Source organism: Aeromonas sp. R10-1 (genome assembly GCF_040908465.1).
GTDB classification, from domain to species: domain Bacteria; phylum Pseudomonadota; class Gammaproteobacteria; order Enterobacterales; family Aeromonadaceae; genus Aeromonas; species Aeromonas caviae.
This window is the reverse complement of the sequence record NZ_JBFODT010000005.1, coordinates 397734-417249: the sequence shown is the minus strand read 5'-3', so window position 1 is coordinate 417249 and position 19516 is coordinate 397734. Positions and strand designations below refer to the sequence as shown.

The 19516-nt window shown below is 64.2% G+C and carries 19 protein-coding genes; 14 read left to right on the top strand and 5 right to left on the bottom strand.

Features of this window, described 5'->3' with window-relative positions:
• Positions 1-166: 166 nt before the first annotated feature.
• From AB5Y93_RS03290 to aspS, 3 genes are all read right to left on the bottom strand, one after another.
• Complete coding sequence (locus AB5Y93_RS03290; protein WP_104452675.1) at positions 167-1792, bottom strand: phosphoethanolamine transferase; 1626 nt, start codon at positions 1790-1792, stop codon at positions 167-169.
• Between the two features lie 435 nt (positions 1793-2227).
• Positions 2228-2968 (bottom strand): YebC/PmpR family DNA-binding transcriptional regulator, encoded by a 741-nt coding sequence (locus tag AB5Y93_RS03285; protein WP_010674094.1) that lies wholly within the window; start codon positions 2966-2968, stop codon positions 2228-2230.
• 100 nt (positions 2969-3068) lie between these two features.
• Positions 3069-4835: an aspartate--tRNA ligase gene (aspS, locus tag AB5Y93_RS03280; protein WP_010674093.1), complete on the bottom strand. Its 1767-nt coding sequence runs from the start codon at positions 4833-4835 to the stop codon at positions 3069-3071.
• 428 nt (positions 4836-5263) lie between these two features.
• On the opposite strand from aspS, the gene AB5Y93_RS03275 reads away from it, so the two are divergent.
• The 8 genes from AB5Y93_RS03275 to AB5Y93_RS03240 all read left to right on the top strand — a co-directional run bounded on the left by AB5Y93_RS03275 (position 5264) and on the right by AB5Y93_RS03240 (position 13284).
• The gene (locus tag AB5Y93_RS03275) at positions 5264-6112 is read left to right on the top strand and encodes a DUF72 domain-containing protein (RefSeq protein WP_010674092.1); all 849 of its coding nucleotides are present in this window, start codon (positions 5264-5266) and stop codon (positions 6110-6112) included.
• 333 nt (positions 6113-6445) lie between these two features.
• On the top strand, positions 6446-7183 hold the full coding sequence (gene cmoA / locus AB5Y93_RS03270; RefSeq protein WP_042017352.1) for a carboxy-S-adenosyl-L-methionine synthase CmoA: 738 nt from the start codon (positions 6446-6448) through the stop codon (positions 7181-7183).
• 3 nt (positions 7184-7186) lie between these two features.
• Positions 7187-8164, top strand: coding sequence for a tRNA 5-methoxyuridine(34)/uridine 5-oxyacetic acid(34) synthase CmoB (cmoB, locus tag AB5Y93_RS03265; protein WP_368228796.1), 978 nt, complete (start codon positions 7187-7189; stop codon positions 8162-8164).
• Positions 8165-8246: 82 nt separating this feature from the next.
• Complete coding sequence (locus AB5Y93_RS03260) at positions 8247-9005, top strand: ATP-dependent zinc protease (RefSeq protein WP_010674089.1); 759 nt, start codon at positions 8247-8249, stop codon at positions 9003-9005.
• Between the two features lie 3 nt (positions 9006-9008).
• A complete protein-coding gene (locus tag AB5Y93_RS03255) occupies positions 9009-10547 on the top strand; it encodes an inactive transglutaminase family protein (RefSeq protein ID WP_010674088.1) in 1539 nt (512 codons plus the stop codon).
• A 3-nt stretch (positions 10548-10550) separates the two neighbouring features.
• Positions 10551-11516, top strand: coding sequence for an alpha-L-glutamate ligase-like protein (locus AB5Y93_RS03250; protein WP_010674087.1), 966 nt, complete (start codon positions 10551-10553; stop codon positions 11514-11516).
• A 297-nt stretch (positions 11517-11813) separates the two neighbouring features.
• Complete coding sequence (locus tag AB5Y93_RS03245; RefSeq protein ID WP_010674086.1) at positions 11814-12728, top strand: hydrogen peroxide-inducible genes activator; 915 nt, start codon at positions 11814-11816, stop codon at positions 12726-12728.
• 106 nt (positions 12729-12834) lie between these two features.
• Entirely contained in the window at positions 12835-13284 is a 450-nt protein-coding gene (locus tag AB5Y93_RS03240; RefSeq protein ID WP_029314241.1) for a C40 family peptidase, read from the top strand.
• A 54-nt stretch (positions 13285-13338) separates the two neighbouring features.
• Here the strand turns inward: AB5Y93_RS03240 and AB5Y93_RS03235 are convergent, their stop codons facing one another.
• A complete protein-coding gene (locus tag AB5Y93_RS03235) occupies positions 13339-13632 on the bottom strand; it encodes a hypothetical protein (protein ID WP_010674084.1) in 294 nt (97 codons plus the stop codon).
• A gap of 211 nt (positions 13633-13843) precedes the next feature.
• Here AB5Y93_RS03235 and AB5Y93_RS03230 point away from each other — a divergent pair, with 211 nt between their 5' ends.
• The 4 genes from AB5Y93_RS03230 to AB5Y93_RS03215 are packed head-to-tail and all read left to right on the top strand — an operon-like array spanning position 13844 to position 17591.
• On the top strand, positions 13844-15274 hold the full coding sequence (locus AB5Y93_RS03230; RefSeq protein ID WP_368228795.1) for a coniferyl aldehyde dehydrogenase: 1431 nt from the start codon (positions 13844-13846) through the stop codon (positions 15272-15274).
• A gap of 8 nt (positions 15275-15282) precedes the next feature.
• The gene (locus AB5Y93_RS03225) at positions 15283-15873 is read left to right on the top strand and encodes a TetR/AcrR family transcriptional regulator (RefSeq protein WP_368228794.1); all 591 of its coding nucleotides are present in this window, start codon (positions 15283-15285) and stop codon (positions 15871-15873) included.
• Positions 15863-16390: a hypothetical protein gene (locus tag AB5Y93_RS03220; protein ID WP_323888807.1), complete on the top strand. Its 528-nt coding sequence runs from the start codon at positions 15863-15865 to the stop codon at positions 16388-16390. The genes AB5Y93_RS03225 and AB5Y93_RS03220 overlap by 11 nt, the downstream gene beginning before the upstream one ends.
• A gap of 16 nt (positions 16391-16406) precedes the next feature.
• Positions 16407-17591, top strand: coding sequence for an iron-containing alcohol dehydrogenase (locus tag AB5Y93_RS03215; RefSeq protein WP_368228793.1), 1185 nt, complete (start codon positions 16407-16409; stop codon positions 17589-17591).
• Positions 17592-17606: 15 nt separating this feature from the next.
• Here the strand turns inward: AB5Y93_RS03215 and cysM are convergent, their stop codons facing one another.
• The gene (gene cysM, locus AB5Y93_RS03210) at positions 17607-18497 is read right to left on the bottom strand and encodes a cysteine synthase CysM (RefSeq protein WP_368228792.1); all 891 of its coding nucleotides are present in this window, start codon (positions 18495-18497) and stop codon (positions 17607-17609) included.
• A gap of 154 nt (positions 18498-18651) precedes the next feature.
• Here cysM and AB5Y93_RS03205 point away from each other — a divergent pair, with 154 nt between their 5' ends.
• The gene (locus AB5Y93_RS03205; RefSeq protein WP_041215550.1) at positions 18652-18909 is read left to right on the top strand and encodes a GNAT family N-acetyltransferase; all 258 of its coding nucleotides are present in this window, start codon (positions 18652-18654) and stop codon (positions 18907-18909) included.
• Positions 18899-19483 (top strand): nucleotidyltransferase family protein, encoded by a 585-nt coding sequence (locus AB5Y93_RS03200; RefSeq protein ID WP_368228791.1) that lies wholly within the window; start codon positions 18899-18901, stop codon positions 19481-19483. Before AB5Y93_RS03205 ends, AB5Y93_RS03200 begins: the two co-directional genes overlap by 11 nt.
• Positions 19484-19516 lie beyond the last annotated feature (33 nt).

Below are 19516 nucleotides of genomic sequence, written 5' to 3'. Positions count from 1 at the left end.
CAGCCAGTGGCTGCCGTTTTTTTATGGTCTGTTTTCGCCGGTTCACCCCGCCCGGCACGGTTTGAACAGATCCAGCTTGCCGTCATAGACCTGGGTCTGCACGTCCATGATGCCGAGCATGGTGCGGGGCAACAGGTTGTCGTGCCGCTCAACCGTTCTGGCCCATTCACCCCGCCCGGCACGGTTTGAACAGATCCAGCTTGCCGTCATAGACCTGGGTCTGCACGTCCATGATACCGAGCATGGAGTGAAACAGGTTGTCGTGGGAGAAGCGCTTGCTGGCTGCCTCCTGTTGCAGGCAATCCAGATTGAGCTGACGGTCTGCCTGCAACTGGGGAGAGAACCAGGTCAGGAGCGGCACCCGGGTCTGATCGTCCGGTGCGAACTTGTAGGGGGTGCCGTGCAGATAGAGCCCCATGGCGCCGAGGGATTCGCCGTGATCCGACAGATAGACCAGCCCCACGTTGTACTGGCTCTCCAGGCTCTTGAGCTTGTCGATGAGCTGGGCCAGCACCTTGTCGGTGTAGCGGATGGTGTTGTCATAGGTGTTCACCAGCTCTTCGTTACTGCAGTTCTCGATGTCGCTGCGCGGGCAGTCCGGCAGGAAGACGCGATCGGCGGCCGGGTAGCGGCGATAGTAGGTCGGACCGTGGCTGCCCATCAGGTGGAAGGCCACCAGCTTGCTGCCCTGCTTGCCCTGCATGTCGGCGATCTGCTGATCCAGCCCCTGCAACAGCACCTCGTCATGACAGGCATTGCCGGAGCAGTATGCGGGGAATGCCTTGGGCTCAATCTCGATGGTGGGGACGTTTTTGCACACCCCCTTGCAGCCGCCGTCGTTTTCCTTCCAGAGCACCGAGATCCCGGCATGTTGCAGCACGTCCAGCAAGCCATCCTGGGACTGGGCCCTGGCCTCGTCATAGCCGCGCCGGGTCATGTTCGAGAACATGCAGGGCACGGAGAGCGCCGTGGCGGTGCCGCAGGAGCGCACGTCTCTGAACGAGACCACATTGGCCTCCTTCTCGGTGAAGCCGTTGGTCTCCTTCTTGTAGCCGTTGAGGGAGTAGTTCTGGCTGCGAGCCGTCTCCCCCACCACCAGGAACATCAGGGTCGGCTTCTCGTGCTGGCCGATCACCCTGGCATCGGTGCCGATCTGCTGGTAGGGAATGGGAGTGGCGAAGACCACATCCCGGGCGTACTTGTAGAGCCCGTGCACATAGTTGGCGGGCACTATCTCCTTGCCGAGGGACTTGTTGTTGCGCCCGACCGAGGCGTAATCCTGGTAATAAAGGGCGGCAGCCCCCATCAGAAACAGCAAGGAGAGGGCGATGGAGCCGAGGCGCAGACCCAGTCCCTTGTACCAGGGACGGGGATACTCAATCTTCACCCACAGCAGCACCAGCACCGGCAGCAGGCCGGTCAGCAGGAACCAGAGCACCACGGAGCCGTTGAGGTAGGAGCCCGCCTCCCCGCTGTTAGTCTCGATGATGTTCTGCATCATGCCCATGTCGAAGATCACCCCGTACTTGAGCATGGCGTAGCTGACCAGGGAGCCGGTCAGGATGAGCAAGGCGAAAAAGGGCTTGAGCAGATAACGGAAGGTAAAGGGCAGGAACACCGCGTTGAGGGCCGCCACCAGTACCAGGGGAATGGAGAGGACAAACCCCGCCTTGACGTGTTCAAGGGCGCTGAGAATGCGATAAAAGTGCAGGAAAATGGGCCAGTTGAAGACCAGTGCAAACAGCAGCACCAGCAACAGATTGACCTTCATCACTCCCAGAGTGAGACGCATAGAGAGACTCCGACAAACCAGTGGAACTAACAACCTGCCAGCAGGCTTCGTGGTGACCATCCCGGCGCTCGGCCCTGAAAAACAGGACAAGAGCCAGGGAGGTCCAGATACGGGGTCATCCTAGGACGGCAAACTTAAGCGAACATTAAGAGAGGAAATCGAACCACAAGGGGAGGTGCGCGGTCTGGCACATAAAAAAACGGCAGCCCGGGCTGCCGTTTTTGCGAAGGTGAACAAGGTGTCGCACCTGTGTGTTCGCGAACCTGAACAGGGTCGCGAGAGGCAATTACAGGGTCGCGGCAATCTCGTCGGAGCCGGGGAAGAGGACCGTTGTGGTCGCCCTCCCCTTGCCCTGGGGGATCACAGGGTCGCGGCGATCTCGTCGGAGATGGAGGAGAGGACGGTTGTGGTCGCCCTCCCCTTTGCCCTGGGGGATCACAGGGTCGCGGCGATCTCGTCGGAGATGGAGCCGTTGTGGTACACCTCCTGCACGTCGTCCAGATCTTCCAGCATGTCGATGAGGCGCATCAGCTTGGGCGCGGTCTCGGCATCCAGTTCCGCCTCGGTGGAGGGGATCATGGTCACTTCGGCGCTCTCGGGCTTGAAGCCGGCAGCTTCCAGACCGTCCAGCACGGTGCCGAAGTCGTTCGGGGTGGTGTAGACCTCGATGGTGCCATCTTCTTCGGTCACCACGTCGTCGGCACCGGCTTCCAGCGCGGCGTCCATCAGAGCGTCTTCATCGGCGCCCACGAAGGTCAGCACCCCCTTCTTGGTGAACAGATAGGCCACGGAGCCGTCGGTCCCCAGGTTGCCGCCGCACTTGCTGAAGGCGTGACGCACTTCGGCCACGGTACGGTTGCGGTTGTCGGTCAGGCACTCCACCATGACGGCGGAACCGGCCGGGCCGTACCCTTCGTACACGATGGTCTCGAGCTGCTCGCCGTCACCGCCGCCGGCCCCACGGGCGATGGCGCGGTTGATGGTGTCGCGGGTCATGTTGCTGGTCAGGGCTGCCGCCACCGCCGCACGCAGGCGGGGGTTGTTGGCAGGATCGGCATCACCCAGACGCGCGGAGGTGGTGATTTCGCGGATCAGCTTGGTGAAGATCTTGCCGCGCTTGGCGTCTTGCGCCGCCTTGCGGTGTTTGATGTTGGCCCATTTACTGTGACCTGCCATAGGGACTCTCCGTTATAGTTGGAAATTTCAGTAACACTGGTTGCGCCCAGGGGGAAACGGGAAAGGCCGCATCGCTGCGGCCTTTGTTGCCGATAACGGCTTATTCGTCACCCTTGACGGTGGTCGCAATCGCCAGCTCGCCCAGTTGGGCCGGGTTGGCAAAGCTCGGGGCGTCTGTCATCAGACAGGCGGCCGCCGTGGTTTTCGGGAAGGCGATGACATCCCGGATGTTGTCGGTGCCGGTCAGCAGCATGCTGAGGCGGTCCAGACCGAAGGCCAGGCCGGCGTGGGGCGGGGTGCCGTATTTCAGGGCATCCAGCAGGAAGCCGAACTTCAGGCGCTGCTCGTCCGGGGTGATCCCCAGGATGTCGAACACGGTGGACTGCATCTCGCTATTGTGGATACGCACAGAGCCGCCACCCACTTCGTAGCCGTTGATCACCATGTCGTAGGCGTTGGCGTAAGCGCCCACCGGGTTCGCTTTCAGCTCGGCCGGGCCCAGGTTGCTCGGGGCGGTGAAGGGGTGGTGCATGGCCGCCAGGCCGCCTTCGCCATCTTCTTCGAACATGGGGAAGTCGATGACCCACAGGGGCTTCCAGACGTTCTCCACCAGGCCCAGATCGCGGCCCACCTTCAGGCGCAGGGCGCCCATGGCATCGCACACCACTTTCTTGGAGTCGGCGCCGAAGAAGATGATGTCGCCATCCATCGCGCCGGTGCGGGCCAGGATCTCGCGCACGATGGCGTCAGAGAGGAACTTGGCCACCGGGGACTGCACCCCTTCGAGGCCGCTCCCGGCGTCGTTGACCTTCATCCAGGCCAGGCCCTTGGCACCGTAGATGCCGACGAACTTGGTGTACTCGTCGATCTGCTTGCGAGAGAGCTCGGCACCGCCCGGTACCTTCAGGGCCGCCACACGGCCTTTCGGATCCTTGGCGGGGCCGGCGAACACGGCGAACTCCACCTCGGTCAAGAGATCTGCCACATCGACCAGCTCCATGGGCAGACGCAGGTCCGGCTTGTCGGAGCCGAAGCGGCGCATGGCTTCGTCGAAGGTCATGATGGGGAAGTCACCCAGGTCCACGTTCAGGATGTGCAGCCAGAGCTTGCGGATCATCTCTTCCATGATTTCACGCACCTGGGGCGCGGTCATGAAGGAGGTCTCCACGTCGATCTGGGTGAATTCCGGCTGGCGGTCGGCACGCAGGTCTTCGTCGCGGAAGCACTTGACGATCTGGTAGTAGCGGTCGAAGCCGGACATCATCAGCAACTGCTTGAACAGCTGGGGGGACTGCGGCAGGGCGTAGAACTTGCCCTTGTGCACGCGGCTCGGCACCAGGTAATCACGGGCCCCTTCCGGGGTCGCCTTGGTCAGCATCGGGGTCTCGATGTCGAGGAAGCCGTGCTCGTCCATGAAGCGGCGCACGAAGGCACTGGCCTTGGCACGGGTCTTCAGGTACTTGGCCATCTCGGGACGACGCAGGTCCAGGTAGCGGTACTTGAGGCTCACCTCTTCGCTGTTGACCTGGTTGAAGTCAAGGGGCAGCGGCTCGGCACGGTTGATGATGGTCAGCTCGTGGGCGAACACCTCGATGGCACCGGTGGCCATGTCGCTGTTGCGCTGGGAGTCGGGGCGGGTACGCACCACGCCGGTCACCTGGATGCAGAACTCGCCGCGCAGCTCGGAGGCCAGGGCAAAGGCGTCCGGCTTGTCCGGATCGAAGAACACCTGCACGATGCCCTCGCGGTCGCGCATGTCGATAAAGATGAGGCCGCCGAGATCACGACGACGATGGACCCAACCGCACAATGTAATGGTCTGCCCGGCATGGGCCTCATTGACCTGTCCGCAATAGATAGAGCGCATGGACTTCTTCCTTCGAAATGGTAGAGAGACGGTTCATCCTGGGTCGCCGGGCACGACTGGCAAGCACCGTCTGTCTCACAGCTGGCCAGATCCTGCTTCTTGCCCGGTTTGAAATCTGTCTCGGGTCATCCGGCTCCCCGAGCCGGATTCTTGCCGCCGCCCCAGGCATGCCCCCGATCCCGACCGGGATGACGAGTGGGCGCCGGGGTATCGGCTGGCGTCGTTGTCTGGCCACTGCCGGGCCGCGATCATCGTCACCCGGGGGCTCGGTCGCGCGCATTACGACAATGTGGCAAACAAAAGGGTTGGCATTATAGAGGAAAACCTCCATTTGGGTAAAATGGCCCGCAGCCCCCTTTACCCTGTTTTTTGTTGTTCTGGCGCAAAAAGGAGGGCAAAAGTGCGCCAACCTGCCGACAGGAACCATCATGAGCCTCTATTTGGGCCTGCCCCAGTGGTCACACCCGGCCTGGCCCGGCCAGTTGCTGGGGATGAATGCCAGGCCCGCCGAGCACCTCGCCGACTATGCCAGGGTGTTCAACTCCGTGGAGGGCAACACCACCTTCTACGCCTCGCCGACCCCGGAGACGGTGCAGCGCTGGGCCGATGCGGTCCCCGACCACTTTCGCTTCAGCTTCAAGTTTCCCAAGGAGATCAGCCACCAGAGCGATCTGGTGAGCGCGGACAAACAGGTGACGGCCTTCATCCGCCTGCTGGCCCCCCTGCATGACAAGCTGGGGCTGCTCAAGCTGCAACTGCCCGCCCGCTTCGGGCCAGAGGGGCTGGCCCGTCTGGATGCCTTCTTCGCGCGGCTGCCCCAGGATTTCACCTATGCCCTCGAGGTGCGCCACCCCGATTTCTTCGCCAAGGGGGAGGCGGAACGGGCCCTCAACCGGATGCTGATGGCGCGGGGCATCAATCGCATCATGCTCGACAGCCGCCCGCTCTTCTCGGTGCCCGCCACCACGGCCGCCATGATCGATGCCCAGGGCAAGAAACCCAGGTTGCCGGTCCATCTGCTGGCCACGGGGGGTGCCCCGGTGGTGCGCCTGATTGGTTTGCCTCAAATCGAGGACAATCACCCATTTTTGCCACCATGGTTGCCACATTGGAAACAATGGCTTCAGGAGGGCAAGGATCTCTACCTCTTTGTTCACACCGCCGACAATGCCCGGGCCCCCGAACTCGCACGGCAGATCAGCCGCCTGCTCGGCCAGGAGATGGCCCCCTGGCCGGGAGAAAACGATCGCGCCCGCCAGGGGGTGCTGCCCTTTTGAGCGGCCCCCTCCCCGCCCCTTCTCCGTCCCCAAAAAAAGCCGCTTTTTTTGTGGTCCCACCGGGGTTGGCGTCAAGACAAACGCCCGCCTTTCCTCTACACTAGCGCCCCAAGTAAGGTCCCGGGCCTGGGTGCATGGCAATGCGTTGCCCACCCCAGCCCGGCACCCTGAGGGCCCGGACCATGGCCCGTTGCGAACAGGGGCAGCCCGAAGGATCCCGGAGCAAGCCACCCCGTTCGTCAACCGGTGACGACGCCATTTCGATGCCCGTCCACCCAAGATTCAATTGAATAAAACAGCCGCCCACCACACCGGCTGTCAGGTTGCGTCAGCATGCACGATCAGATTTTTGCCGCCCCCATCGCCCGTCTGGGAGACTTCTGCTTTGACGAGCAGGTCGTCGACGTCTTCCCCGACATGATCCAGCGCTCGGTGCCCGGTTACAGCAACATCATCTCCGCCATCGGCATGATGGCCGCCCGCTACGCCCAGCCCCAGAGCCGCCTCTACGATCTCGGCTGCTCCCTCGGCGCCGCGACCCAGGCCATGCGCCGCCACGTCACCCAGCCCGGCTGCCAGATCACGGCGGTGGATCTCTCCCACCCCATGATCGAGCGGGCCCGCGCCCACCTCTCGGGCTTCAAGTCCGAGGTGCCGGTGGAACTCATCGAGGCGGACATCTGCGACATCCCCATCGAGAACGCCTCCGTGGTGGTGCTCAACTTCACCCTGCAGTTCGTCGCCCCCGAGAAGCGGGCCGCCCTCATCGCGCGCATCTTTGACGGCCTGCGGCCCGGCGGCATCCTCATCCTGAGCGAGAAGTTCCGCTTCGATGACGAGCAGGTCAACGAGCTGCTCATCGACTTGCACCTCGACTTCAAGCGGGCCAACGGCTACAGCGAGCTGGAAATCAGCCAGAAGCGCACCGCCCTTGAGAACGTGATGCGCACCGACACCCTGGCGGTCCATCAGGCGCGCCTGCGGGACGCCGGCTTCACCCACCTGGACCTCTGGTTCCAGTGCTTCAACTTCGGCTCCATGATTGCCATCAAAGCCAGCGACACCAACTAAGCCATGATCGATTTCGCCCATTTTTATCAACTGATCGCCAAGAACAGGTTGAGCCACTGGCTGCACACCCTGCCCGCCCAGCTGCACGCCTGGCAGCACGACAACCTGCACGGGGATCTGCCGCGCTGGAACCGCGCCCTCGCCAAGCTGCCCGTCGTGGCCCCCGGCCGGATCGAGCTCAAAGAGCGGGTCGCCATCGGCGGCCCCGATAGCCTGGGAGAGGGTGAGCGCAAGAAGACCGAGAGCCTGCTGCGCCAGCTCATGCCCTGGCGCAAGGGCCCCTTCCATGTGCACGGCATCCACATCGACACCGAGTGGCGCTCCGACTGGAAGTGGGATCGGGTGTTGCCCCACATCAGCCCGCTCCTGGGCCGCTACGTGCTGGACGTGGGCTGCGGCAGCGGCTACCACCTCTGGCGCATGGTGGGGGAAGGGGCGAAACTGGCGGTCGGCATCGACCCGAGCCCGCTGTTCCTCTGCCAGTTCGAAGCCATTCGCCACTTCATGGACAACGACCAGCGCGCCCACCTGCTGCCCCTCGGTATCCAGGAGCTGCCGGCGCTGCGGGCCTTTGACACCGTCTTCTCCATGGGGGTGCTCTATCATCGCAAGTCCCCCATCGAGCACATCGAGCAATTGCGCAACCAGCTCAAAGACGATGGGGAGCTGGTGCTCGAGACCCTGGTGGTGGACGGCGACGAAAACCAGGTGCTGATGCCCTCCGATCGCTACGGCAAGATGCGCAACGTCTGGTTCCTCCCCTCGAGCGCGGCCCTCACACGCTGGGTCGAGCGCTGCGGGTTCACCGATGTGCGCATCGTCGACGAGAATATGACCAGCACCGACGAACAGCGTCGTACCGACTGGATGATTAACGAGTCCCTGAGTGACTATCTGGATCCACACAATCCTGCACTCACGGTCGAAGGATACCCGGCACCCAAACGTGCCGTACTGATCGCCAGAAAGGCCAAAGACTAGCCGATGGCGGCTGTGGAAGTTACACTGACCCAATTCCAGGAAGCACAGTTAAATGAATGACATGAAAAGCAAATTAAAAGGAATGACCCTGCTCTCCCTGCTCAGTCTCGGCGGGTGTGTCAGTATGGAAAAAGCCCCCCCGGCCCCGACCCTGACGCTGGCCGAGCTGCGCAACGAGATCTCGTTGAGCGAGCAACGTCTGCAAACATCCATGGAACAGCAACAGAAGCAGTATGTGCAGCAACAGCACCTGCTGGTTCAGCTCAACACCGATGTCACCAACATGAAAGAGTCCGTGAAGAAAGTCGACAGCAAGCTGGCTACCCTGCCTCCCGAGCCGCCCAAGGCCATGCCCATTCCCACCGAGAAGTGCCCGGCACCGAGCCAGGGCCACACCGTCGATGGCAAGCTGCTGGTGGGTGAAGCGGAGTGGATCTGGGTTGACGCCGCCAACGACGCCTTCCAGGCCCGGGTCGACACCGGCGCCACCACCTCCTCCATCAGCGCCCAGGAGATCACCATCTTCGAGCGCAACGGCAAGAACTGGGTGCGCTTCTTCCTGAGCCACCAGGAGATGGACGACAAGATCCAGATTGAAGCGCCCCTGGTGCGTCACGTGCGGGTCCGTCAGGCTTCCGCCGACGATCTCGACCGTCGCCCCGTGGTCCGCCTTGCCGTGCGCATCGGCGACATGACCGAGAAGGCCGAATTTACCCTGAAGGACCGCAGCGACATGACCTTCCCCGTGCTGCTGGGCCGTGAATTCCTCAAAGACATCGCCGTGGTCGACGTGGCCCGCGAATATATCCAACCCAAACCCAAGCTCAAGGATGTGAAATAATCCATGGTTTCCCGTAAGCCGTTCTATCTGCTGGTCGCCCTGCTCTACATCGTCGGCCTGGGGATGACCTTCTATCATCACATCGCGCTGGACGTCCCGCTCACGCCGGGTGAAAAGCGCCAGATCTGGTCCATCGAAGCCAAGCTCGAATTCGAGGCCACCGGCGAGCCGGTCATCGCCTCCCTGGCCATTCCGGGCACCCAGCCCGGCTTCACCCTGATGAACGAGAACGCCGCGAGCCCGGGCTATGGCCTGTCGTTCGTGGAAAAAGACGGGGATGCCCGCGCCGAGTGGTCCATCCGCACCGCCTCCGGCCGTCAGGAGCTCTACTACCGGGTCGACATGATGGCCGATGCCCATGCCAAGCCCGCCGCCAACCCGCAGCCGCCCGCCATCGAGAAGCAGATCGAGAGCGAGCCCTACGCCACGGCCATGAAGCAGATCCTGGAGCGCGCCCAGGAGCGCTCCGCCGACGGCTACACCCTGACCCGCGAGATCATCAAGGAGATCGAGAAGCAGGAACAGAACGCCGAGCTGCTCAAGTCCCACAAGAGCCGCGCCAATCTGATTGCCGAGCTGCTCAACAACGCGGACGTCCCGGCCCGGGTGGTTCACGCCCTCAGTCTGGAAGATGGCCGCCGCCGTCAGGAGCTGGTGGATTACCTGCAGGTCTTCAACAGCCCGACCGACTACAAGCTGTTCAACCCGCAAAGCGGTGAACAGGGTCAACCGGCCAACCTGCTGCTGTGGGAGTACAACTCCGGCGCCCTCCTGGACGTCACCGGCGGTCACAACTCCCGCGTCACCTTCTCGATGATCGAGCAGGAGCAACCGGTCAACGTGGCCCTGGCCCAGAAGTTCGAAAAATCCGAGATGATGAACTTCTCCATCCACAGCCTGCCCCTGGAAGAGCAAGCCCTGTTCAAGGGTCTGCTGCTCATCCCCATCGGCGTGCTGATGGTGGTGTTCCTGCGGGTCATCGTGGGGATCAAGACCTCCGGCACCTTCATGCCGGTGCTGATCGCGGTCGCCTTCATCCAGACCTCGCTGGTCACCGGCCTCATCGGCTTCCTGCTGATCGTCGGCACCGGCCTGGTGATCCGCTCCTACCTCTCAAGGCTCAACCTGCTGCTGGTCGCCCGAATATCGGCGATCATCATCATGGTGATCTCGATGATCGGCATCTTCTCGGCGTTCGCCTTCAAGCTGGGGCTGACCGACGGCATGAAGATCACCTTCTTCCCGATGATCATCCTCTCCTGGACCATCGAGCGCATGTCCATCCTGTGGGAAGAAGAGGGTCCCAAAGAGGTGTTCCGCCAGGGCGGCGGCTCCCTGCTGGTGGCGGTCATCGCCTACCTGGCCATGGACAACGAGCTCATTCGTCACCTCACCTTCAACTTCCTCGGCCTGCAGCTGGTGCTGATGGCGACCGTGCTGTTGATGGGTAACTACACCGGCTACAAGCTGAGCGAGCTCAAGCGCTTCAAGCCGCTGGTGGACGAGATGAAGTCTGGTGCCACCCCGGGTAAGGACAAGTAACAGATGTGGTTCTGGCAGAAATACACCAGTCCGTGGAGCCTGTCCCAGGCAGGCATCCTCGGCATGAACAAGCGCAACCACTCCTACATCAGCCGCTACAACCCGCGCCGCCTCTATCCGCTGGTGGATGACAAGCTCAAGACCAAGCGCATCGCGCTGGATGCGGGGGTGACGGTGCCTGAACTCATCGGCACCATCCGCGAGCAGCACGACGTGACTCGCATCACCGCGCTGGTGAAGGACTGGCCGGGCTTCTGCATCAAGCCGGCCCGCGGCTCCGGCGGCAAGGGGATCCTGGTGATCCTGCGCCAGGAGGACGGCCTCTTCTACAAGCCCAACGGCAGCGCCGCCAACGGCCAGGATCTGGAGCGCCATGTCTCCAACATCCTGGCAGGGCTCTATTCCCTCGGCGGCAAGCCCGACGTGGCGCTGGTAGAAGGGCTCATCAACTTCGACGACGTGTTCGACGGCTACTCCTTCGAAGGGGTCCCCGATGCCCGGGTGATCATCTTCAAGGGGTTCCCGGTGATGGCCATGATGCGCCTCTCCACCTCGGCTTCCGATGGCAAGGCGAACCTGCACCAGGGCGCCGTGGGGGTGGGCCTGTGCCTGCGCACCGGCCGCGCCCTGCGGGCGGTGCAGTTTGGCAACCCGCTGCGCCACCACCCGGACACCGGCCTGGATCTCTACGATCTGAAGGTGCCCCACTGGGACACCCTGCTCAACCTGGCGGCCTCCTGCTACGAGATGTCGGGTCTGGGCTATATCGGGACCGACATGGTGCTGGACAAGTTCCGCGGCCCCATGCTGCTGGAGCTCAACGCCCGTCCGGGCCTTGCCATCCAGATCGCCAACGGTCGCGGCCTGGTGCCCAACCTCAAGACCATCGAGAAGCTGGGTCAGGTCAAGATGAACGTGGAGCAGCGGGTCAACTTCGCCAAGGATCACTTCGGTATCTTCGACGAATAGTCCGCCCCCCTTCTGCAAAAACGCGCCCACCGGCGCGTTTTTTTATGGCCGCTCCTGCGCGCAGGGCGCCCCGCCCGAAGGCCGATCCCCGTCACATCCCATGGCGGCGCCCCTTCAATGGCGCGGCACAAGGGGATAAGCTCCTGACCAATGAGGGGTGGCCAGCCCATCGGAGCAGGCCACCCCATGTGCGTGAGGCAGTGCGCCTGCCAGGGGGCACCGATTTGTCGGCGACAACGGGGCTTCTCGATGGTAGATTAATCAAATCAAATAGATAGCATCGATCGGGTTTCTCCTATGCAACGTTGGCCCAGCCTGAAGCAGCTCCAGTATCTGGTCGCTCTGGACGAGCACAAGAATTTCAACCGCGCCGCCAAGGCCTGCCATGTCAGCCAGTCGACCCTGAGTACCGGGATCCAGACCCTGGAGGACATGATGAACCTGCAACTGGTAGAGCGGGATCACAAGAGCTTCATCATGACGCCGGTCGGCATGGAAATCGTGGCGCGGGCGCGCAACCTGCTCTCCGACGCCCGGGATCTGATGGAGCTGGGGCAGCAGCAGGGGGGCGTCATGCACGGCACGGTGCGCCTGGGCTGCATCCCCACCATCGCCCCCTTCCTGCTGAGCAAGCTGCTGCAGGTGTGCGGCAAGGCCTATCCGGATCTGGAGCTGCTGCTGCGGGAAGACACCACCACCAATCTGCTCAAGCAGCTGGAGCAGGGGCAGCTCGATCTGCTGATCCTGGCGCTGCCGGTGGAGATCGGCGGCTTCCACAGCAAGACCGTCGGCCAGGATCCCTTCCACATGGTGATGCCCTCCCACATGGCTGCGGGCCTGCACATGCCGTTCGACTACAAGGAGCTGCCCAACCAGAGCATCTTCCTGCTGGAGCGGGAGCACTGCCTGACGGAGCACGCGGTGAGCGCCTGTCGGCTGCGGGACAAGAGCAAGATCAACCCGTTCGCCGCCACCAGCCTGCACACCCTGGTGCAGATGGTGGGGGCCGGTCTTGGCACCACCTTCCTGCCCCAGATGGCCATAGATGCGGGCATCCTCGACAACACGGACCTGGTGGCCATCCCCCTGCCCGGGGAGAAACCCTATCGGGAGATAGGCCTGGTGTGGCGCCCCAGCACCACGCGGGTGCAGACCTTCTACAAGATTGCCGAGCTGCTGACGCCGCTCATTACCCCCAAACCGGCGGGGTGATCCAGTGGCTGCCCCCACAGGCGGCCACTCGTCAATGCCGTTGTCATTCAGGTTCCAGGCAGGATCATCGTCTATGATGAACCCCGTGCCCTATCAAGGAGTTGAGATGTTTCGCACCTTGCTGCTGCCCCTGCTGGCCCTGCTTCTCGCCGCCTGCTCCAGCACGCCGGAGCCTCCCCCTCCCGTGCGCCAGAGCGGCGCATTCGACAACTTCTATCAGCAGTGGCGCGGCGTGCCCTATCGCATGGGCGGTACCAGCCGCGCCGGTCTCGACTGCTCCGCCTTCACCCAGCTCGCCTACAGCCAGGTGCTGGGCTTCACCCTGCCCCGCACCACGGAATCCCAGGCGAGCCTCGGCCGCCCGGTGGACAGATACCGTCTCCAGCACGGGGACCTGGTCTTCTTCAAGACCGGCTGGCAGCAGTACCACGTCGGGGTCTACACCGGGGCAGGTGAGTTCATCCACGCCTCCACCAGCAAGGGCGTGATCCGCTCGCGCCTCGACAACGTCTACTGGAACAGCCGCTACTGGCAGGCCCGCAGGCTGGTCCAGTAGGTGCGATCCCCAACATGAAAAGGCCCCGAGGGGCCTTTTCATGTTGTTGCCGGGTCAGTGCTTGCGGTGCCAGCGGGGCGAGGTGGCGCGCTCTCCCCAGGGGGTCATGCAGGGCAGCAGGGCCCCCTCGATGACGCCCTCATGGCTCGCCAGCGCCAGGGCAATCTTCTCGTGGAGCAGGCGCAGCAGGTTCTTCTCCTGGCCCGCCAGGGAGTGGCCCGCGGCGAAATACTCCTGCTGATGTTGCAGCGCCAGCTTCTGGGCAAACTCATAGGTATTGAAACTGTCCGGCATGCGCGCGATCACGTCATCCAGCCGGGCCAGCAGGCTATGCAATTCCCTGGTCATGTGCGGTTCTCCCTCCGAGTTGGTGACCCACAATTACCCCTTATTAGATAGAAGACCAATCCGGATGCCTCAAAAATGGGAGCCCGGACACAGTTCCGGGCAACGCTGCCCACTGGCAGCCACCCTCTGCCCTCGCCCGGTTTACAAGTCGGCAACGAATCGCTAGATTTGACCGACTAATCAGTCGGTCACTTTTCGTGCGGAGCATGCCATGGACACCACCGTCACCCCCGCCTCACCGGACAAGTTCTCCCTCCCCGAACAACTGCATCGGCTCAGGCAGGCCAGCCAGGCCACCCCCATGCCGGATCTGGCGTCCCGCCGTGCCAGACTTGATGCCCTCAAGCAGGGGCTGTTGCGCCACAAGCAGGCACTGTGTCAGGCCCTGGCCCGGGACTACGGCCAGCGCAGCGACTACGACAGCCTGATCGCCGATGTGCTCCCTTGCGTCATGCAGATCAACTACACCCAGAAACGGCTCAAGGGGTGGATGAAACCGGAGCGCCGTCATTCCGGCCTGCTGCTGGCCCCCGCCAGGGTCGAGGTGCACTATCAGCCCCTCGGCGTGGTCGGCATCATGGTGCCCTGGAATTTCCCGGTGATGCTGAGCCTCGGGCCCCTCATCGGCGCCCTCGCCGCCGGCAACCGCGCCATGATCAAGCTCTCCGAGTTCACCCCTCACACCAACGCCGTGCTGCGCACCCTGCTCGATGAGGCCCTCGGCAGTGACGAGGTGGTGGTCATCGAGGGGGATGCGGGGATCGCGGCCGCCTTCAGCGCCCTCCCCTTCGACCATCTCATCTTCACTGGCTCCACGGCGGTGGGTCGGCTGGTGATGGCCGCGGCCGCCCCCCAGCTCACCCCCCTCACCCTGGAGCTCGGCGGCAAGAGCCCCTGTCTCATCGCCCCCGACATGCCCCTGGCCCTGGCGGTGGAGCGAATGATCTTCGGCAAGAGCCTCAACGCCGGCCAGATCTGCGTGGCCCCCGACTACGTGCTGCTGCCGAGGGGGCAGGAGCAGGCCTTCATCGAGGCCTATCAGGCCCATTTTCGCCGCCTCTACCCCAAAGGGCTCGAGAGCCCGGATTATGGCGCCATCATCAACACCCCCCAGTACGAGCGGCTCACCGCTTGGCTGGAGGAGGCGAGGCAGGCCGGCGCCCAGCTCCACCCCTGCGTCACGCCCGCCCGGGATGACGCCACCCGTAAACTGGTGCCCCACCTGCTGACCGAGGTGCCCGGCCACTGCCAGGTGATGCAGCAGGAGATCTTCGGCCCCCTGCTGCCCCTGGTGCCCTATGACGACATCGAGGAAGCCCTGGCCTATGTGGCGGTCCGGCCCCGCCCCCTGGCGCTCTATCTGATGAGCCTGGACGAGACGCTGCAGCGCCGCCTAATCCGGGAGACCCACGCCGGGGGCATGGCCATCAACGAGAGTCTGTTCCAGGTGGCGGCGGACGATGCCCCCTTCGGCGGCATCGGTCCCTCCGGCATGGGCCACTATCACGGCCGCGAGGGGTTTCTCACCTTCTCCAAGGCCAAGACCGTGCTGCGCCGCGGACGCTTCAGCACAGGCTCCCTCATTCACCCCCCCTATCGGCGCTGGTACCAGCGGCTGATGATGGCCCTGTTCCTGCGCTAGGAGGCGAGATGCGAGAAACCATGACCGACAAACGCCGCCAGATCCTGGATGCCGCCCTGGCCCTGTGCGCGGAGGATGGCCTGCAGGGCGCCGCCACCGCCCGCATCGCCAAGGCGGCCGGGGTGGCCAATGGCACCCTGTTTCATCACTTTCCCAGCAAGGAGGTGCTGATCCAGAGCCTCTACCAGGAGATCAAGACACGCCTTGGCGCCGCCATCACCGAGGCCGATGCCGCCCTGCCGCTCCAGGCGCAGGCCCGCCACTACTGGCACCAGACCATGGGCTGGATGCAGGCCCACCCCCGTGAGCTCAGGTTCGTGCTGGGCTTTTTCCACTCCCCCCTGCTGGCCCGCCCCCTGCGCAGCCAGATCCTGGCGGAGACCCTGCATTTTCTGCCGAGCCTGCTCGCCCGGGGCCAGGCCAGCGGCGAGCTGATGTCGGCCCCGCCTGCCTTGATGCTGGAGGTGTGCCAGGGCCAGTTTCTGGCCTGCGCCTCCCTCTTTGTCGATCAGCCTGAACTGGGAGAAGACCCCCACTGGCAGGAGAGCGCCTTCACCCTCTTCTGGTCCGCCATCAGCGGAGGTTCCCATGCGCCCTGACGCCCTGCTTGCCACCGGCAGACGCCTCTGGATTGGCAGCCTGCTCTGGATCATCGGCCGCACTCTGTGCCGCGCCGCCCGGGTCGACGAGGCGGTGCGCCGCGAGCTTGCCCCCCTGCCGGACGGCCTCACCATCAGGCTGGAGGTAAACGGCATGACCCGGGGGCTGAGTCTCTACAAGTTCGCGGGGCGCTGGCACTGCGGTGAGGAGGCTGGCAGGGCGCACTCGACCTGTGCCCATGACAGCCACCACCTCCTGCGGGTGCGCTTCAAGCACCCCGCCGTCGCCTTTCGCGCCCTCAGCTTTCGCCTCGGCATCAACCAGGCCTTTTGCGAAAACCGGCTGCTGGTGGAGGGGGATCTCGACGCGGCCATGCACCTGGTGCGAGCGCTTGAGCAGTTGCAGAGCCTGATCCTGCCCGCCTTCATCGCGCGGCCCCTGCTTCGCCACTACCCGGACCCGCATCGCAAGCTCGCGCGGGCCTGCCACATCTATCTGGGTCTGCTGACCGGTTGAACACGAGGAGAACGGGATGAGCCGTTATTACGATTTTTTCTGCCCGGTCAAGCTGATGGCGGGGGAGCAGGCACTGGAACAGTTGCCGGATGCCTTGAGGGGATTGGGAGCTGGCCGCCCGCTGCTGCTCACCGACAAGGGGGTCAGCGGCAGCGGGCTCGCCACCCTGCTGGCCGATGTGATGGCCGAAGGGGCCTTGCCGGTCGCCGCCATCTGGGACGAGATCCCGGCAGACTCCTCCACCGCCGTGGTGGAGCGGATCGCCCGCCACTACCGGGAGCTGGGCTGTGACAGCCTGCTCGCCCTTGGCGGCGGCTCCGTCATCGACACCGCCAAGGCGGTGAACATACTGGCGACTCTGGAGGGCGAGCGGCTGCTCGACTATGCCGGAGCGGATTGCCTGACCCGTCCCCTCAACCCCCTGGCGGTGGTCCCCACCACGGCGGGGACCGGCTCCGAAGTGACCCTGGTGGCGGTGATCAAGGACGAAGGGAGCGGGCGCAAGGTGCCCTTCACCTCCCCCTTCCTGCTGCCCCGGCTGGCGGTGCTGGATCCCCGCCTCACCCTGGGGCTGCCGCTGCCCATCACCGCTGCCACCGCCATGGATGCCATGACCCACGCCATCGAGGCCTTCATCGGCAACGGCAAGAACCCGGTCAGTGACGCCCTGGCCCTGATGGCGGTGGAGAAGATTGCCACCGCCCTGCCCAGGGTGCTGACCCACCCGACGGACAAGGGCCTGCGGCTGCAACTGGCAGAGGGCTCCACCCTGGCGGGCATGGCGTTCTCCAACTCCATGGTGGGGCTGGTGCACGCCCTCGGCCACAGTCTGGGGGCGCACTGCCACCTGCCCCATGGCCTCTGCATGAACCTCTTCCTGCCCACCGTGCTCGACTACAACCGGCCCGGCATCGACCCAGAGCTCGCCCGCCTGCTACTGCCCCTGGTGGGGCCGGAGCACTTTGCCGCTACCCCGGCCGAGGGGAGACCCCAGGCCACCATCGAGGCGTTGCAGGCACTGCGCGATACCCTGTGGCAGACGGTCAAGCTGCCCCGCACCCTGCGGGAGGCGGGCCTCACCGACAAGGCGCTGCTGCCCGGGATCCGGGATCTCGCCATCAACGACGGCGCCCTGCTCTACAACCGCAAGGATGCGGACAGGGAACAGTTGCTGGCCCTGCTGGAGCGGGCCTGGGAGTAACGGGCCCCTTGCCCGTCAGACATCGGGGGTGAAGACCCCGGTGGAGAGATAGCGATCCCCCCGATCGCAGATGATCGCCACCACCACCCCCTGCCCGATCTCCGCCGCCACCCGCAAGGCCCCAGCCACCGCGCCACCCGAGCTGACACCGCAGCAGATCCCCTCCTCCCGCGCCAGGCGGCGCATCATGACGAGGGACTCTTCCAGTGTCACATCCAGCACCCCATCGACCCGCGCAGGCTCGAAGATGGCGGGCCGGTAGGCATCGGGCCAGCGGCGAATGCCGGGGATCTGGCTCCCCTCGGCCGGTTGCAGGCCGATCACCGCCACCGCCGGGTTCTGCTCCTTGAGGTAGCGGGAGACCCCCATGATGGTGCCCGTGGTGCCCATGGCCGAGACGAAGTGAGTGACCGCCCCGCCGCTCTGGCGCCAGATCTCGGGGCCGGTGGAGCGGTAGTGGGCATCCGGGTTGGCGGGGTTGTTGAACTGATCGAGCACCAGCCCCTCCCCCCGCGCCTGCATGGCCAGGGCGAGGTCTCGCGCCGCTTCCATGCCCTCTTCCACCAGCACCAGCTCGGCGCCGTAGGCCTGCATGGCGTCGCGCCGCTCCTGGCTCATGTTGCTCGGCATGATGAGTCGCATCCGGTAACCCCGGGACGCCGCCACCATGGCCAGCGCGATGCCGGTATTGCCGGAGGTGGCCTCGATGAGCCGGGCTCCTGGCGCTAAGTGACCACTCGCCTCTGCCTGCCTGATGAGGTTCAGCGCCGCCCTGTCCTTGACGGAGCCGGCGGGGTTGTTGCCCTCCAACTTCACCAGCAAGGTGACGCCGGGATGCGGATTGATGCGGCGCAGCGCCAGCAGCGGGGTGTTGCCTATCAGCTCGTCCAGGGTGGCGAAGGCCATGACGGATCCATCCTCTCTCAATGTTCTATACCTTGCCTTGCGACCATTCGCAGGCCGGCCAGTGTAAGCGAGCCCGACATGGGCGCAAAGAATGGCGTTGGCAAACCCTGTCCGCCATGTTCTGATCTTCCCATTCACCCAGAGAGGACCCCCGATGAGCGACATCCTTCACCAGGCCGATCAGCAGCAGTTTGTCTGCACCGTGGACGGCAAGATCTCCCGCCTTGCCTATCGCCGACTGGACGCCACCACGGTGGACGCCTACAGCACCCAGGTTCCCCCCGAGCTGCGCGGACAGGGGATTGCCGACAAGCTGGCCCGCCGCTTCTACGACTGGACCCTCTCTGAGGGGCTCACCATAGTGCCGAGCTGCAGCTACATCGACGTCTGGTTGCGCCGCAATGCAGGTTGACGCCGGGGCGCTGCGGGAGGCGCACCTGCGAGCCTGCACCGAGGCACTGCTGCGGGCTGATCACCCGCGCATGGATTGCCTCCGGGCTGCGCGGGAGCTGGCCCTGCCCGACTGGGCCCTGGGGGCGGGGTTTGTGCGCAACCTCATCTGGGATCACCTCCATGACAAGGCCGAGCCCACCCCGCTCAACGACATCGACCTTATCTATCTGGACAGCGCTGATCCGACTGGATTGAAGGAGGCCGATCACGAAGCCTGGCTCGCCGCCAGGCTGCCGGGCCAGTTGTGGGAGGTGCGCAACCAGGCCCGCATGCATCTGCGCCAGCAGGTGCCTCCTTTTGCCAGCTCGCTCTCGGCCCTCAGCCACTGGGTGGAGATACCCACCTGCATCGGGGTCCGCCTGTTGGCAGATGATGCGTTCGAGTGGCTGGCCCCCTACGGCTTTGCCCCCAACTGGTCCCTGGTGGTGAGCCCCAATCCGCACTGTCGCCAGGAGAGCCGTATCTTTAGCGAACGGGTCAGGGCCAAGGAGTGGCAACGCATCTGGCCTGACCTTGTGGTGAACTGGCCATGAGCGGATTGCAAAGGATCGACAACCTTGGGCACA